10 protein-coding genes are annotated in these 15,354 nt (G+C 35.9%); all 10 read left to right on the top strand.

All coding sequences use genetic code 11. From position 1 onward, the window contains the following. The first annotated feature begins 9 nt into the window (after positions 1-9). Positions 10-3,456, top strand: a complete 3,447-nt coding sequence (locus tag AAG747_RS19660) for a PAS domain S-box protein (RefSeq protein WP_346822927.1) — start codon at positions 10-12, stop codon at positions 3,454-3,456. Positions 3,457-3,561: 105 nt separating this feature from the next. Next, entirely contained in the window at positions 3,562-4,098 is a 537-nt protein-coding gene (locus AAG747_RS19655) for a SiaB family protein kinase (protein WP_346822926.1), read from the top strand. A 44-nt stretch (positions 4,099-4,142) separates the two neighbouring features. Continuing rightward, entirely contained in the window at positions 4,143-4,505 is a 363-nt protein-coding gene (locus AAG747_RS19650) for a DUF1987 domain-containing protein (RefSeq protein WP_346822925.1), read from the top strand. Between the two features lie 145 nt (positions 4,506-4,650). Further along, positions 4,651-7,758, top strand: a complete 3,108-nt coding sequence (locus AAG747_RS19645; RefSeq protein ID WP_346822924.1) for an ATP-binding cassette domain-containing protein — start codon at positions 4,651-4,653, stop codon at positions 7,756-7,758. A 68-nt stretch (positions 7,759-7,826) separates the two neighbouring features. Beyond that, complete coding sequence (locus tag AAG747_RS19640; RefSeq protein ID WP_346822923.1) at positions 7,827-8,720, top strand: hypothetical protein; 894 nt, start codon at positions 7,827-7,829, stop codon at positions 8,718-8,720. Positions 8,721-8,813: 93 nt separating this feature from the next. After that, positions 8,814-9,245 carry a hypothetical protein gene (locus tag AAG747_RS19635; protein ID WP_346822922.1) on the top strand — a complete coding sequence of 144 codons (432 nt, stop codon included), beginning with the start codon at positions 8,814-8,816 and terminating at the stop codon, positions 9,243-9,245. Positions 9,246-9,929: 684 nt separating this feature from the next. Next, complete coding sequence (locus AAG747_RS19630; protein WP_346822921.1) at positions 9,930-13,331, top strand: methyl-accepting chemotaxis protein; 3,402 nt, start codon at positions 9,930-9,932, stop codon at positions 13,329-13,331. Positions 13,332-13,358: 27 nt separating this feature from the next. Further along, positions 13,359-13,880, top strand: a complete 522-nt coding sequence (locus AAG747_RS19625; RefSeq protein ID WP_346822919.1) for a chemotaxis protein CheW — start codon at positions 13,359-13,361, stop codon at positions 13,878-13,880. A 60-nt stretch (positions 13,881-13,940) separates the two neighbouring features. Beyond that, on the top strand, positions 13,941-14,297 hold the full coding sequence (locus AAG747_RS19620; protein WP_346822918.1) for a response regulator: 357 nt from the start codon (positions 13,941-13,943) through the stop codon (positions 14,295-14,297). Between the two features lie 9 nt (positions 14,298-14,306). Continuing rightward, positions 14,307-15,353 carry a chemotaxis-specific protein-glutamate methyltransferase CheB gene (cheB, locus tag AAG747_RS19615; RefSeq protein ID WP_346822917.1) on the top strand — a complete coding sequence of 349 codons (1,047 nt, stop codon included), beginning with the start codon at positions 14,307-14,309 and terminating at the stop codon, positions 15,351-15,353. The last annotated feature ends 1 nt before the right edge of the window (position 15,354 follow it).

Here is a 15,354-nt window from a genome sequence, read left to right as displayed (position 1 = left end):
TCTTCAACGATGTTCAAACAAATCAAGATAGGTACTAAAATAACTATATTACTATTAACTGTTGTTGTAGTATCAGTCATATCTGTAAGTTATTTATCCTATATTCAATCAAGAAATTATATTGAGAAAACTACAGCAGGAAACTTCAAAGTGATCAGCGATGCCAAGGTTGATCAGATTGGGTCTTTCTTTAAGGAGTTGCAACAAAACATTGCTCTTGTTCAGAACTCGCCACTTGCAATTCAATCCTTTCGAAAGTCAAATTTTGCCGATATTAATGAGCCCGTCCTTATCAAGGAGATCAATACTGACCTTAATAGCTTTATTCCTGCAATCCAAAGAATTTATAATTATAATAACATCGTCTTAACGAATAAGGAAGGGGTTGTTTTTTACAAAAGTAATTCAACACTAAAAGTACCTGTTTTGGGAGAAAGGTATGAAGGGTATAATGAATTATTGGAGAAAGGAAAAGAAGAATTATATTTCGGGAAAGTTTTTTTGGCTGGTAAACAGGCTTTTATGTATGTGGTGTCCCCGATTAAAAGTCAATATGGGGGAGTGATAGGGTATATGGTCTTGTCATTTAATGTATCTGAGAACATTTACAAAAAATTGAATGAAGAAGATGCTCTTGGGGAGTCAGGTGAAATAATTCTATGTAAACAGGAAGAGTCAAAAATAAATATCATTAGCCCTTTAAAAGGCGTCACGACCGGGCTTTTAACAGAGTTTGTACTGAATAATGATCCAACCAATATTGCAGTTCAGAAATCGGCCCTTGGTGAGAAACCTGATTTTATTTATGATATTGATTTTAGAGGGGTAACCACATTAAGTTATTGGAATCATATTCCGGTAGTAGATTGGGGCTTGGTGGTGAAAATGGATAAAGAGGAAGTAAATCAACCTATTTATGATTTAGTTTGGACTTTTGTAAAGTCAAGCTTGTTAATAATATTTTTAGCATTGACAGCCGCATTAGTTTATTCTAAGTTGTTAGTTCGACCAATTATTTATATAAATGATAAGCTGAATTTAATTTCAAAGGGAGTCTTACCTGAAAATATTGAAGTTAGATCTCAAGATGAAATTGGGGAGATGGGCTCTGCAGTAAAAGACTTAGTAATTGCCTTAAAACGAACGGTCAATTTCGCTCATCAAATTGGTGAAGGTAACTATGCTGCCGAGTTCACACCTATGAGTAAAGATGATAATCTTGGGAACGCATTATTGTCAATGAGGGATAGCATCCAAGAAGCAGATGAAAGAGATAACAAGCGAAACTGGATCGTTACAGGCGTTGCTGAAATTAGCCAAATATTAAGATTACATAATGATTTAGAAGGGTTGGGTAATGAAGTGATAGCATTCGTTACAGAAAAAATTAATGCGATTCAAGGTGCTTTTTATACCATTAATGAATTGGATAATGAGAGTGAAGCGCTTTTCGAAATGGTAGCTTGCTATGCCTACCAAAAGAAGAAATATTATAAAAAGGATTTTAAGTTTGCAGAGGGGTTAGTGGGGCAGTGTGCTGCTGAGCAAGATATTATCCTTAGGACTGAAATACCGGAAGACTATGTAACCATTACTTCTGGTATTTTAGGAGACCAGAAGCCTTCTTGTATTGTTTTAATACCTTTACTAATAGATGAAAAAGTTTATGGTATACTAGAATTTGCTGGTTTTACCAAATTCAGTCCTACTCATATTGAGTTTGTTAAAGAAATTTCGGTCATTATTGCCCGCACTATCTTTAATATTAAAGTCAATGAGAGAACGGTTAAGCTTCTAGAAGAGTCTCAAAAAATGAGTGAGGAATTGAAAATGCAGCAAGAAATCCTCCGTCAAAATGCAGAGGAAATGGAGGCTACACAAGAAGAACTGAAGAGGACAAATCATCGTTTGGAAGAGCAAATTGAAGAAGTGAATATGACTCAGAAGAGAATGCAAGTATTCTTGGAAAATGCTTCTGAAGTTATCGCAATTTATGAGAAAAATGGGGAGATCCGATATATTAGTCCGTCTGTAGAACCGATCCTTGGGTATAGCCAAGAAGAGATGACTGGAATCAGTGATTTGCAAAATATCCATCCGGATAGTAGGGAAGTATTTGATGAATTCTTTTCTAAGTTATTAGAAGATGTTGATAATCCTTATTCAATACAAGTAGAATACATCACAAAAGACAATCATGCAATTTGGCTTGAAGCAACAGGAACAAATTTATTGTCGGATCCGGCAATTAAAGGAATTGTTGTAAACTCAAGAGATATTACAGAAAGAAGAAGAGCAGAGCAAGAAGAAAGGATGAGAAGTCAAATGCAGGCTCTTTCGGAGAATTCGCCCGATTTGATTACAAGGGTAAATAAAGAAGGGACAGTATATTATATTAACCCTATAATTGAAAATTTGACAGGCAGGCATCCTGATATGATTTTAGCGAAGCCTATCAATGAAATTGATCTGGATACAAAAATTAAGTCATCTTGGATTGCATTGCTTGAACAAGTAGTTGATAAAGGTCAAAAAATTGAAGTGGAGATGGAGTTCCCAACTTTTGATGGAGAGAGAGTTATGCAAGTTAATGCGATCCCTGAATTTAATGACTTGGATGAAGTAGAATCTGCATTGATTGTGTACCATGATATCACAGAGAGAAAGAAAGCTGAAATTGAAATCCGAGACACGCATAAGAAAATTACAGAAAGTATTAATTACTCTCAAAGAATTCAAAGTGCAATCTTACCTGATGATGATGTAATACAGAGGGCCTTCCCTGATTCATTTATGTTATACCTCCCAAGAGATGTTGTCAGTGGTGATTTTCCTTGGTTTTTGGAAAAGGGAGACGATGTGTACATAGCTGCGGTGGATTGTACTGGTCATGGAGTGCCTGGAGCTCTTATTTCACTCATAGGATTTTTTATTTTGAATGATGTGGTCAATTCTCAAGGGGTATCAGATGTTGGGCAAATACTAGATGCGCTTAATGCTGGTGTCACAAGAACATTAAAGCAAAGTGGAGATAGCTCTGATACAAAAGACGGAATGGATATTTCCTTATGTAAAGTGAATAAAAAGCAAAATGAACTTGAATATGCCGGAGCGCATCGTCCACTGTATTTCTATTCTTCAGGAGAGTTGACACAAATCAGAGGAGATAAGTTTCCAATTGGTGGAGGACAGTATAGAAATAGAACAAATTTCAAAACCAATAAAATAGAAATCCAAAAAGGAGACGAAATTTACATGTTTTCAGATGGAATGCCAGACCAATTTGGAGGACCTAATAACCGAAAGTTTGCACCAAGACGGTTACGGGAGCTGATCAGTCAGCAAAAGCATTCGGATATGCAAGAAATGAAGCAGATTGTATATGAGGAGTTTATCAATTGGAAAGGGGATAGGAGGCAAACTGATGATATATTATTAATTGGAGTAAAATTTTGACGAAATGATATTTTTTAACCTGTAAGTATGTTTTTTCCTTAAAATAAGCGTTTCAAATTTAGGTTTTTAATTAAGAATATAGATTTTTTAAAATTGTCAGCCAACATGAAATATATTTATGATTTACATAACATAATGCTAGACCGCAGTCTGATATTGGTTTATGAAGGGGAGTTTACTCAAGAGATTACAAAATCGGTCTTAGCAATGGCAGAGAGAAATTTGGACTCTTTTGGTGAGGAATCTAGCATTAAAAGAAAAGTCTTTAATATTATGGTTGAGTGTTTGCAAAATATTTGTAAACATGCTGAAGCTGCGAATAATAGTCAAAAAAGCAACGCCATATTTATGATTGGAAAGCATGATAAAGAGTACTTTATCACTTCTGGTAATCCAATTGCAAATGATAAGGTGGAAGAAATGAAAAGACAATTAAAGACTATAAATAGCCTGGACAAAACAGGGTTAAAGTCTTTATATAAGGAGGTGATTAAGAGCGGGGACTTATCAGATAAAGGTGGAGCTGGTTTAGGCTTTATTGATATGGCCAGAAAATCAGGAGAAAAGTTAATGTTTGACTTTGTTCCTATCAATGATAGGCTGACATTTTTTTCTTTGCAAACTATAATTCCGAGAGGTTAATTTTTTTCTTCTTAATTAAGAATTGAAATAAATAATTAAATAACATGAAGGCACTAAACTTAGAGGGAACAGAAGATACCCCCAGAATTATTTTAGATAAGTCAACTAATTCTTTTGAATTATCGGGAAGAGCTCTTCCTGAAGATGCAGCTGAGTTTTTTCAACCTGTTTTAGACTGGTTAGATGAGTATAATAATGATGCTAATCCCCAGACACCTTTCATATTTAAGCTTGAATACTTCAATACCGCATCGTCAAAGTTAATTTTGGATATTTTATCAAAATTAGAAGACATTGAAGGATCAAGTGTTGACTGGTACTTTCATGAAGATGATGAAGATATGGAGGAAGCCGGAGAGGAGTTTTCCGAATTAGTGGATGTTCCTTTTGAATTTAAGACTTACTAAATTTTTTTAGTGAATTAGAAAACAATAGTTGATCTAATTCTCAACTATTGTTTCTTTTTAAATAAATTTTTTTCTCCTGCATATACTGTTTTTAGCAAAAACAGATTTTTTCAAATCCTGAATGGATTCCTGATAATTCAGTATCATGAGTGAAGAAATATTAAAAGCTCTTACCCAACTTTTTGCAATTATATCAAAACAAGATGGTGGAGTAACTAATGCGGAAAGGGATTTTGTAATTGAATATTTTCGCTTAGAACTCGATACCAAGACTGTAGAGGAATATATTGCTCTATTTGATCAATTTGCAGAGTATGGAATTGCTACAAAAGAGGTTAGTGATAAGGAAAAGAGGAAGAATAAAAGGAAGTTGACGAATGTCAGGGATTCTGTTCGTACATTAGCGATTTGTAAAAAAATTAATAAAACACTTAATCAACAACAAAAAGTAATTGTATTGATTAAGTTATTAGAACTAGTAGCTTCTGACCGATCTTTCACATCTCAAAGAATGGAAATCATTAATACTGTTTCAACAGTATTTAATATTCCGACAGAAGAGTACAAGTTGATAGAAAGTTTTGTATTTGAAGCCCACTCTTCACAAATTGATCATGAAGATATTTTAATTTTTGATAATGATAAACCTTCAGAAGGAAGTAAATTAAAATATATTGATTCAGGTCAATTGGATGGGGAAATTATTTTTATACGCGTTAAGAGTGTCGGAGCTTACTTTACAAAATACACTGGAAAGGATGAAATTTATTTAAATGGGCAATTAGTAAAACACGAAAGTGTAATTCAGTTTGCCCCGGGAAGTGTATTTAAAACCCCCAAAGGAGCCCCTCTTTATTATAGCGATTTGGTTAGTACTTATAATACAGACCAAGAAGTTGACAATATATCTTTTAATGTACATGATTTAGAATTTAAATTTCCAAATGGAACAATTGGGTTTCAAAACATTAATTTATCAGAAAGTAATGGAAATCTAATTGGAATAATGGGGGCGAGTGGGGCTGGAAAAACAACATTATTGAATGTTTTGGCCGGTCTGGAATCCCCTTCCAAAGGAAATGTGTTGATAAATGGGTATAATGTTCATAGCCAGCAAGACACGGATAAGATTGAGGGAGTGATTGGCTATGTGTCTCAAGATGATTTATTAATTGAGGAATTAACTGTATACCAAAATTTATTCTATAATGCCAAGCTCTGTTTTGGAGACATAAGTGATGAAGAAATTGACAAAAGAGTGATGGCAGTACTTACAAGTTTGGGTTTGGAAAAAAGAGCCCACTTGAAAGTAGGAAGTCCTTTGAATAAAAAAATTAGTGGAGGGCAAAGAAAGCGACTGAACATTGCACTTGAACTCATCCGTGAACCGGCAATTATGTTTGTGGATGAACCCACTTCCGGGCTTTCTTCAAGGGATTCGGAAAATGTAATAGATTTATTAAAAGAGCTTTCGTTAAGAGGTAAGCTCATATTTGTAGTTATCCACCAACCTTCTTCGGACATCTTTAAGATGTTTGATAAAATGTTAATTATGGATACAGGCGGGTTCCCTATTTTTATGGGTAACCCAATAGAAGCCGTTACCTATTTTAAGAGTGCCAGTCGTCAAGTAGGAAGTGATCGTGGACAGTGTGCAACTTGTGGGAACGTAAACCCTGAGCAAATATTCAATATCATTGAATCAAGGGTGGTAGACGAATATGGGGAATTTACGAATAAAAGAAAAGTACAACCAGAAGAATGGTATAAAATGTATTTAGACCATTTTTCTTTAGAACGTTTGGAGAACGTAAAAGAAGATCCCCCTTCAACTCTTAAAATCCCATCAAGAATAAAACAAACATTAATCTTTTCTGTAAGAGATTTTCTTTCTAAAATCAGTAACCTCCAATACTTAACAATTAACTTATTAGAAGCCCCTTTTTTAGCTTTATTAATATCATGGGTGATTAGGTATAGAGGATCAAGTGATGGAGAGTATATTTTTAGGCACAATGATAATATTCCTGCTTATATTCTGATATGTGTAGTTGCTGCTTTATTTATGGGGATGTCAGTGAGTGCGGAAGAAATTATCAGAGACCGGAAAATATTAAAAAGGGAAACCTTTTTGAATTTAAGCCGCTTCAGTTACTTGACTTCAAAAGTTCTGATATTATTTGCTTTTTCTGCTATCCAAACTGTCAGTTTTGTTTTAATAGGCAATTTAGTACTTGGAATTGATGGGTTACATTTTATGTATTGGTTGGCGTTATTTACGGCATCATGTCATGCAAATGTAATAGGTTTAAATATCTCTTCTGCGTTTAACTCTGCTGTTACAGTTTATATATTAATTCCATTATTACTTATTCCTCAGCTTATTGCTAGTGGAGTTATATTCGATTACGATAAATTAAATAATTCGATAAGTGATAAAGGAAAAGTTCCGTTAGTGGCAGATTTTATGGCTTCTCGCTGGACTTATGAAGGTATTGCTGTAGAACATTTTAAGAGTAATAAGTATGAGGAAAATTTGTTTGAATTTGAAGTACTGGAGAAAAGTAACAGCTTTAAATCCAGTTACTGGAAACCAAAACTGGATGAAATTATCAACCAAACCTCATCGTTATTATCCAATAAAAATGATTCGACAGCTCCAATTATTCAGAGCAATATTCTATTGTTAAAGAGGGAGTTGAGGAATGATTTCTATACAAAATCTCAAAAAGTAAACATTGATAGTTTAGTAAATGAGGATAGATTTAGCAGTGAAGAGAACACTCAAGCTTTAAGAGAATATTTTAATCAAGTTGCTCAATTTTATACTTTAGGCTTTATTAGAGCAAGTGAGTCTAAGGATTCCGTTTTGTATAAAATGAAAGACGATCTTCCTGAAGGAATTGATCAAAGTCAATTTAAGGATAAATATTACAATGACTGTTTGGAGGAAATTGTAAGGAATACTACGGTTGAAGATCGAGTAGTTGTGAGTGACGGAAAGGTTGTTCAATTAATGGACCCTATATTCAATATTCCTTCCTTAAACCGTTCACTATTAGATTATAGAGTCCATTTTTATGCCCCGGTGAAGCCCTTTTTGGGAAAGTTATTCAACACGTATACATTCAATTTAATGTTTATTTGGGCAATGACTTTTATCTTGTTCATGACTTTATATTTTGATGTATTATCACGAATTATTACATGGTTTGGGAGCATTACGCAAAATGTGGGCAAGAAATCGAAATAAATACAGTTCTAATTGAAAAGTCCCTTTTAACTGAAGTTAGTTTATAATATTTCTAAGCTATAGAAAGTATGAAGAAATTTTATTTAGGAATTTCGGCACTAGTGTACATCTTAATATTAAGTAACACTGCTCTTGCATCAAAAATGAATGATAATCCTAAGGTGGTAGTACTATCGCAACCTTATTCAGTGTCGGATGATGCCATTATGCAAATTCTACAAGCAATTCCATCACCTTTGGAAATATCCATGCTAATCAAAGAACTTGGTACTGTTTACAATAAGACGGATTTAAACAATTCTGATTTTGTTTCCAAGTACAACACAAGTTTTAAAAAAGCTTTGAATCTAGGTGTTTATGGTACTGATTTAGGGTTTGCTAATATTTACAGCAAAAATCAAGATGCGTTAAATTATTTGAGTTCTGTAAAAAAATTGGCGGATGGATTAAGTATTGGACAGTTTTTTGATTATCAAACTATCAAAAAATTAGCAGAAAGTGCAAATAATTTTGATGAGTTGTTAATGACAACAACCTCAAATTTTGAAAAAATTAATTATCACTTATCTCAACAAGGACGTGATCATTTAAGTATACTGCTTTTAACTGGAGGGTGGATTGAAGCATTACACATTACAACCATAGTTCAACAGCGAAGTAAACATGAAGATCTTAAAGTCAAAATAGCAGAGCAGAAGATTGTATTAGATCAAATACTTAAAGTTTTACAAATGTTCAAAACGAAACCGGAGTTTCCTGGTTTAATCTCGGATTTGAACGAGTTGAAAAAAGTGTATAACGAAATTTCAATTGAAACAACATATGGGCAACCTACCACACAAGAAGTAAATGGTATGTTAGTAGTTATGGATAACAATTCAAGTACTGTGAAAGTGACAGATGCTCAAATTGACAAAATAACTAGCCTAATTAGATCTGTGAGAAATAAAATTATTCGCTAAAAATTTCTCTCTTATCCGGTCTTCTGATTGATATATACTTTTTGTCTATTTCAGTACTTTATTTTTTGTTGCAGATTTAAAATAATTAGCAATATGAAAAAAATATTTTTAGCTCTACTATTTTTTAGTGGAATTTTGTTTACATGTGCCTCTACCTATGCTCAATGTAATGCTGAATTATATATTAATAAAAGCATGAGGTCATTGGCGAATGGATATCAATTTTCTAAAAGTTTTAGAATCGATGGGAGAGGGGGAGCTCGTAAGAAAATAGAATACACTTGTGTATTCAGTAAAGATACTAACTACCAAATCAATATTAGTGGTAAAGATGGTGGGGCTCATGGTATTATTGGTACATTATATGACTCTAGAAGAAATAAAATTGTAACTAGTTATTACAATAATAAATTTTCTCCAGGATGGATTTATAAATGCCGTGCAACCGGTATTTACTATTTGAGTTTTACATTCAAAGATTCTAAAAGTTTTTGTGGTGCGGCAGTATTAGGATTTAGGAGATAATTATGGATTAAATTTTTTACTGTAAGATATTAGTGAAAAAGCCCAGAAGGTAGATCTATTACCTTTTGGGCTTTTTGGCATTTAAGTGTAAAGAGTATCAAGTACATGAGCAATTGCACTTATTTTGATTATGTGATTTCAGATAAGCTAACCTTCTTATCAATAAAATGTAATTGATATAGCTACCAAATGCCAGACAGAAACTCAAAAAACATAGATTAATCTGTAATATTTGAAAATAAAGCATCTGCACTTTGAATGAATTCTCTTTGGTGTTGTTTGCTTGTTTTATGTTATTGAATTAATAAAATAAATGCCTACCATTCTCTTAGTATTTTTTTGCCTCAATCCTTGTGATTTCTGAATAACTTATATCACCTTAAAAAGATCTTAAGGGGTACTCTGTATTTTTTATAAACAATAACCTATCTCTTTCGTTTTCAGGATATAATCATAAAGTGATTAAGCTTTTTTATTAATAGCATTGAACGTCATAGTTGAGTATCTCCATACTGACAAAGCTGTTCATCCTATTTTCACAATTATTTTTTTATCAAAGAAAATAGTAATGTGGCCTGATTCTGAAAAGCCCTTTACTTATTATAACGGACACTCCTTCCTAAATAGACATCCTACAAAGTTTATTGAATACAATGTTTACCCTTTACTTAGAATCAAACTATTATGAGTACCAATAGCTCTCAATCTTCTCCAGAGAATACTTCAAAAAAAGTGAATACACCTGTTTTAGAAGCTCAGTATAAAGCGTTAAATGAGCTGTTTGCTTGTATAGAATTTGATGAGTTGGGAAACATCCTACTGGCAAATGCGCGTTTCTGTGAGCTATTTGGTTATTCGGAAGAGGAATTATTAGCCAAATCGCATAAGCTACTTTTAACTTCTGAATATTCAGAGAGTATGGAGCTTCAATTGTTTTGGGATGCACTCAAAACAGGAGACCCTCAATCTGGAGAATTTAGAAGGATCACAAAAGATAAAAAAGAAATAAATTTATCCGGAAGCTATTTTCCGGTATTTGATAAACAAAATAAGTTATTAAAAATCGTTCTTTTTGGGCATTCAACGAATGCCAACGATACTGGTGTGTCTGGGCAAGTATCAGATGTTCTGAATGAGAGTCATGTGCTTTTAGAGCTCGACCTCTCCGGAAATATTATTTCAGCCAATACAAACTTTTGTCAGGTCATTGGTCAGGATGACGTAACTGACAAAACATTTTCGGACTTTCTTGAACCGAAGTTGGCCAACAGTTCTGAATTTCGATTCATGTGGGAAGGTCTAAAAAAAGGTGAAGAGGCCTCAGTAGAGCTTGAATTAGTAGGATCGGGAGCAAAGTCGGTTTGGCTGGATTGTACATTCCATTTGATAGAAGAAACTCAAAAAATAGTAGCTGTGGCTTGGGATATTTCTCATAAACAGGAACTTTTGGAAGAACTGGGTTATTTCAAGTCGGCATATGAAAGAATGGAAAATGAATTAGGGCAGAATGACGAAATGAAACAGGAGTTAGCTGCCCGAGTCGAATTACTGAACAAAACAGCATTGGTGTCTGAGTCCGACTTATACGGTACTATTACTTATGTCAATGAAAAGTTTTGTGAAATATCCAAATACACAGAGGATGAATGCCTTGGTAAACCCCACAGTATTTTGCGTCACCCTGAGACACCAAAGGCGGTATTTAAAGAAATGTGGGAAACGATACAGGCTGGGAAAATTTTTCAAGGCCGTTATAAAAACAAAGCAAAAGATGGCTCTTACTATTGGGTAGATGCCAGTATTGCCCCTGTGTTAGATGAAGAAGGGAAGCCTATAAAGTATTTGGGAATTCGTTTTGATATTACCGAGCAGATGAACAAACAAGAAGAGGTAGAAAAGTTACTGGAACAGTCCACAGAACAACAAGAAAGTATTGCTGCGCAGGAGGAAGAGTTGAGACAACATATGGGGGAGATGAAAAATGCCCAAGAAGAAATGGCTAAAAGGCAAATGGAACTTGATGGAACGTTGGCTGCGATTAACTCGAACTCTGCTTTTATTGAGTTTGACAAAAATGGGGATGTAACCGGTGCAAATAATCTTTTCCTAAAAGCATTCAAATACAAACTGGAAGAAATTATCGGAAAACACCACCGGATTTTTTGTGATGACGCATTTACCCAATCCGCTAAATATAAGTTGTTTTGGGAAAAACTTCGGGAAGGAACTCCTCAGACGGGAGAATTCAAGCGCTTGGATAAACATGGAAATGAAGTATGGCTAATGGCTAACTATACTCCTGTCGTAGACGAAAACGGAGACGTAGTGAAGATCATTAAATTAGCCACTGACATCACTGTAGACAAACTACGGAACCTGGATACGTCCGGGCAATTGGATGCCGTTAACAAGGCCAGTTGTGTGATTGAATATGATTTAGAGGGCAATGTCCTACAGGTAAATGACAATTTTCTGTCACTTTTGGGATATACCCTAGAGGAAATAAAAGGAAAACATCACCGGACATTATGTGAACCTGAATATGTAGCATCTTCGGAGTATCAGGCTTTCTGGAAAAAATTAAAACGAGGGGAATTTGATCAGGGTACTTACAAACAAGTTGGTAAAAATGAGAAGGATGTATACCTTCAGGCAACCTATAACCCTATTTTTGATATGGATGGCAAGCCGGTAAAGGTGGTGATGATTGCTACGGACATCACCCGGTTTACCATTGCATTAAGCCAAGTGAGTAATTTTGTGAACGAACTAAGTCAAGGAAATTTTGATGCGGAACTCTCTGTACATGCCGAGGGGGATTTGGGTAGAATGATTCAAGGTAATTTGGCCCTAAGGGACAACTTAAAAAATATTATCAATGAAATTTATAAAGTGATTAAATCTGCGGGTGAAGACGGCAACTTAAATGCTCGTTTGGCCCTAGAGGATGCAAAAGGTATGTGGAAGGAGCTGATTGATGCCCTTAACTTACTCTTGCAGTCCATTGCAGACCCCATCTTGGAAATGAATGCCATCATATCGGAACTGGCCGATGGTAATTTAACTCAGCGCTTTGCCATGAAGGCAAACGGGGACATACTTAATATGGCACAGGCCTTGAACACCGCAATGGATAATTTAAATGAATTGTTAAGCGCAATTGGTGAGCATTCGGATGTGATCGCCGATTCTTCTGTGAGTTTGTTGGAGAAGTCCGAAAGTATGAAAAATAACACCACAGAAGTGGCTTCAGCTATAAGTCAAATGGCTCAAGGGGCACAAGACCAAGCACAACGTACGGATGAATCTTCTAAATTGGTAGAAAATGTTATGGAGTCGGCTGGCTCTGTAGCAGATAAAGCGGAAAGCATCAATATTGCTGCCGAAACCGGGCAAAAAAGTTGTAAAACAGGCTTGGGGAGTATCCAAAAGCTGGTGGAAAGTATGAGTGGAATCGGAGACTCGGCTTCTAAAACGTCAAGCTCTATAGGCATTTTAACCCGGAGGGCGGAAGAAATCGGAAGAACGCTAAATGTGATTACGGATATTGCCGCTCAAACCAATCTCTTAGCCTTAAATGCAGCCATTGAAGCTGCCCGGGCCGGGGATGCCGGAAGAGGGTTTGCCGTAGTTGCGGAAGAAATTCGAAAATTGGCTGAGGACTCTCGTAAATCAGCGATCGAAATAGAAAAGATCATAGGGGATGTGCAGAAAGATACCCAGTCTGCCAGCAAAGCCATTGATATCATGGAAACGACAGTGGATCAAGGTAAAAAAGCAACACAAGATGCCGAAGAGGTCTTCAAAGATATTGCGAAATCCAGTGAAGAAACATTCACTTACTCCAAAGCCATCAAAGATGCTTCGGTAGGGCAAAAAGCTGCGATCGAATCAGTCGTCAAAAACATTGAGCAAATTGTAGTCGTTGCCGAAGAAACAGCTGCCGGTACCCAACAGGTAGCTAATTCTTCCCAAGAGCTAAATGCTAGTATGGAACTAGTAGCGAGTTCTAGTAACCAACTTTCCGAAGTGGCTAAAGCACTGAAAGAAGGTATTAACAAGTTTACCCTTGCCGCAAGCAAATAAATTTCCAGCACTTTAGATATCAAGATTATGGAAAAGATAAAGCAAGCTATTCTGCAAGCCAATGGAAGTAATCAAAAGGAAAATAGGTCCACTTTTCAGTTGATCGTTTTTAAACAAAAAGGAGAAGAATATGCCATTAACATCGACCAGATTAAGGAAGTAGTCATTACGCCTCCTATCACGAAAATGCCTCAAACCCTACCTTATATCAAAGGTGTAGCGAATATCCGGGGCAATGTGATTTCTGTGATCGATTTGGAAGAACTTTTCGAACTAAAGAAAAATACAAAGCTGGATACCCATCAACAGAATTACACGTTGGTGGTCGACAGTGATGAATATAAGTTCGGTGTATTGGTACAGGAAGTACCTAATACACTAACCGTTACAAGTGACGAAATTGAAAAATCTCCCAATATCATCCATTCAGGTAACCAGTCTGATTATATCAAAGGCGTGATTACCTTGGAAAACCGGATGATTATCCTAATTGATATTATTCAAGTCATTGGAGGAGAAAGTACTAACAACGTATTTACCGGCACCTAACAAATGCTGATTTTTTTACCTGTTACTTTCAATTTACTCCAAATCTAATACATCATTTTTATGTCAAAAAAAGTGCTCATAGTTGATGACTCGCTTTATATGCGTACGGTCATTAAAGATGCCCTGGAAGATAGCGGGCATGCAGTAGTTGGTCAGGCGGCTAACGGTGAAGAAGCAATCGATTTAGCGCTAGAGTTACAACCGGATATTATCACCTTGGATAATATCTTACCCGACATGATAGGTACGGATATTTTGAAGGTGTATAAAGAAGAAAAGCTGTCCTCCAAAGTCATCATGATCAGTGCTGTTGGACAAGAGTCGGTCATCCAGGAAGGCTTGGGGTTAGGGGCTTCCGCCTATATTGTGAAGCCATTTACTTCTGAACAATTAAACGAAGCAATCGACAAATTGTAAACACAAGTTATGTCCAAGTCAACAATGTATTCTCCAATCAACGTCTTATTGATTGAAGACTCCGGTTTCATGAGAATACTTATATCGGACGTATTGCGAAAAGACCCTGCCATTCGTCTTATGGCCACGGCAAACAATGGCAAAGAGGGGGTGGACAAAGTGAAAAAATTGCGCCCGGATGTCATCATCACGGATATTATGATGCCTGACTTTGATGGGCTGTATGTGGTGGGCGAGGTGATGAAACACTGCCCTACACCGGTAATTTTGTTAAGTTCCTTGGACCGGACCGATAAACAGGTGTTTGATGCCTTGGATTTAGGGGCTTTTGATTTTATCGATAAACCTAAAAACATCCAGGAAGAGAAGGGGACGTTTGTACTGACAGAGTTGGTAAAAGCGGCTGCCGCTGTGGATACGGACAAACTTCTCTACCACGACAGTAAAAGAAACACCCATCAACATACCTTTGATCAAAAACTTAATTATCAAATTATTGTAATAGGAGCCTCTACGGGAGGCCCGGCAGCTATAGAAATATTTATAGAAAAGCTGCCTGAAAACCTTCCGGTTCCCATAATCATTGCCCAACATATGCCCGAGCGGTTTATCGACTCTTTTGCTGCAAGATTAAATCAACGTTCTTCCCTTCCGGTAAGGATTCCTAAGAATGGTGAAGCCATTCAAGGGGGAGTGATTTATTTGGCTCCGGGGCATGCTAACCTGGAAATTATTTCGGATGTACAATCAAAAAAGCCCATTGCCCATTTTTCCAAAAAGAAGTTCAAAGAGTTTAATCACCCTTCAGTGGATTGTTTGTTTAAATCCGTGAGTAAAACCTTTGGTGGAAAAGCCATAGGAGTACTCCTGACAGGAATGGGTAGAGATGGCACCCAGGGAGCCGTGGAATTAAAAAAGCAGGGAAGTTTTATGATTGCCCAGGATGCACAAACAGCCGTGATTTACGGCATGCCTCAGAGTGCCATCAAGGAAGGTTGTATCGACCGGGTTGTGAAATTACATGAAATGCCAAACTTTATCGTCACCAGTCTTTAAT

Source organism: Rapidithrix thailandica (assembly GCF_039710355.1).
In the GTDB taxonomy this organism is placed as follows: domain Bacteria; phylum Bacteroidota; class Bacteroidia; order Cytophagales; family Flammeovirgaceae; genus Rapidithrix; species Rapidithrix thailandica.
The sequence above is the reverse complement of the archived record's forward strand: the minus strand, read 5'-3'. Positions and strand labels throughout refer to the sequence as shown.

Bases quoted from the DNA above. Each gene is read 5' to 3' on its own strand.
- AAG747_RS19655 (WP_346822926.1), top strand. From the start codon at position 3,562: ATGAAATATATTTATGATTTACATAACATAATGCTAGACCGCAGTCTG.
- AAG747_RS19645 (WP_346822924.1), top strand. From the start codon at position 4,651: ATGAGTGAAGAAATATTAAAAGCTCTTACCCAACTTTTTGCAATTATA.
- AAG747_RS19650 (WP_346822925.1), top strand. From the start codon at position 4,143: ATGAAGGCACTAAACTTAGAGGGAACAGAAGATACCCCCAGAATTATT.
- AAG747_RS19630 (WP_346822921.1), top strand. From the start codon at position 9,930: ATGAGTACCAATAGCTCTCAATCTTCTCCAGAGAATACTTCAAAAAAA.
- AAG747_RS19620 (WP_346822918.1), top strand. From the start codon at position 13,941: ATGTCAAAAAAAGTGCTCATAGTTGATGACTCGCTTTATATGCGTACG.
- cheB (WP_346822917.1), top strand. From the start codon at position 14,307: ATGTCCAAGTCAACAATGTATTCTCCAATCAACGTCTTATTGATTGAA.
- AAG747_RS19635 (WP_346822922.1), top strand. From the start codon at position 8,814: ATGAAAAAAATATTTTTAGCTCTACTATTTTTTAGTGGAATTTTGTTT.
- AAG747_RS19625 (WP_346822919.1), top strand. From the start codon at position 13,359: ATGGAAAAGATAAAGCAAGCTATTCTGCAAGCCAATGGAAGTAATCAA.
- AAG747_RS19660 (WP_346822927.1), top strand. From the start codon at position 10: ATGTTCAAACAAATCAAGATAGGTACTAAAATAACTATATTACTATTA.
- AAG747_RS19640 (WP_346822923.1), top strand. From the start codon at position 7,827: ATGAAGAAATTTTATTTAGGAATTTCGGCACTAGTGTACATCTTAATA.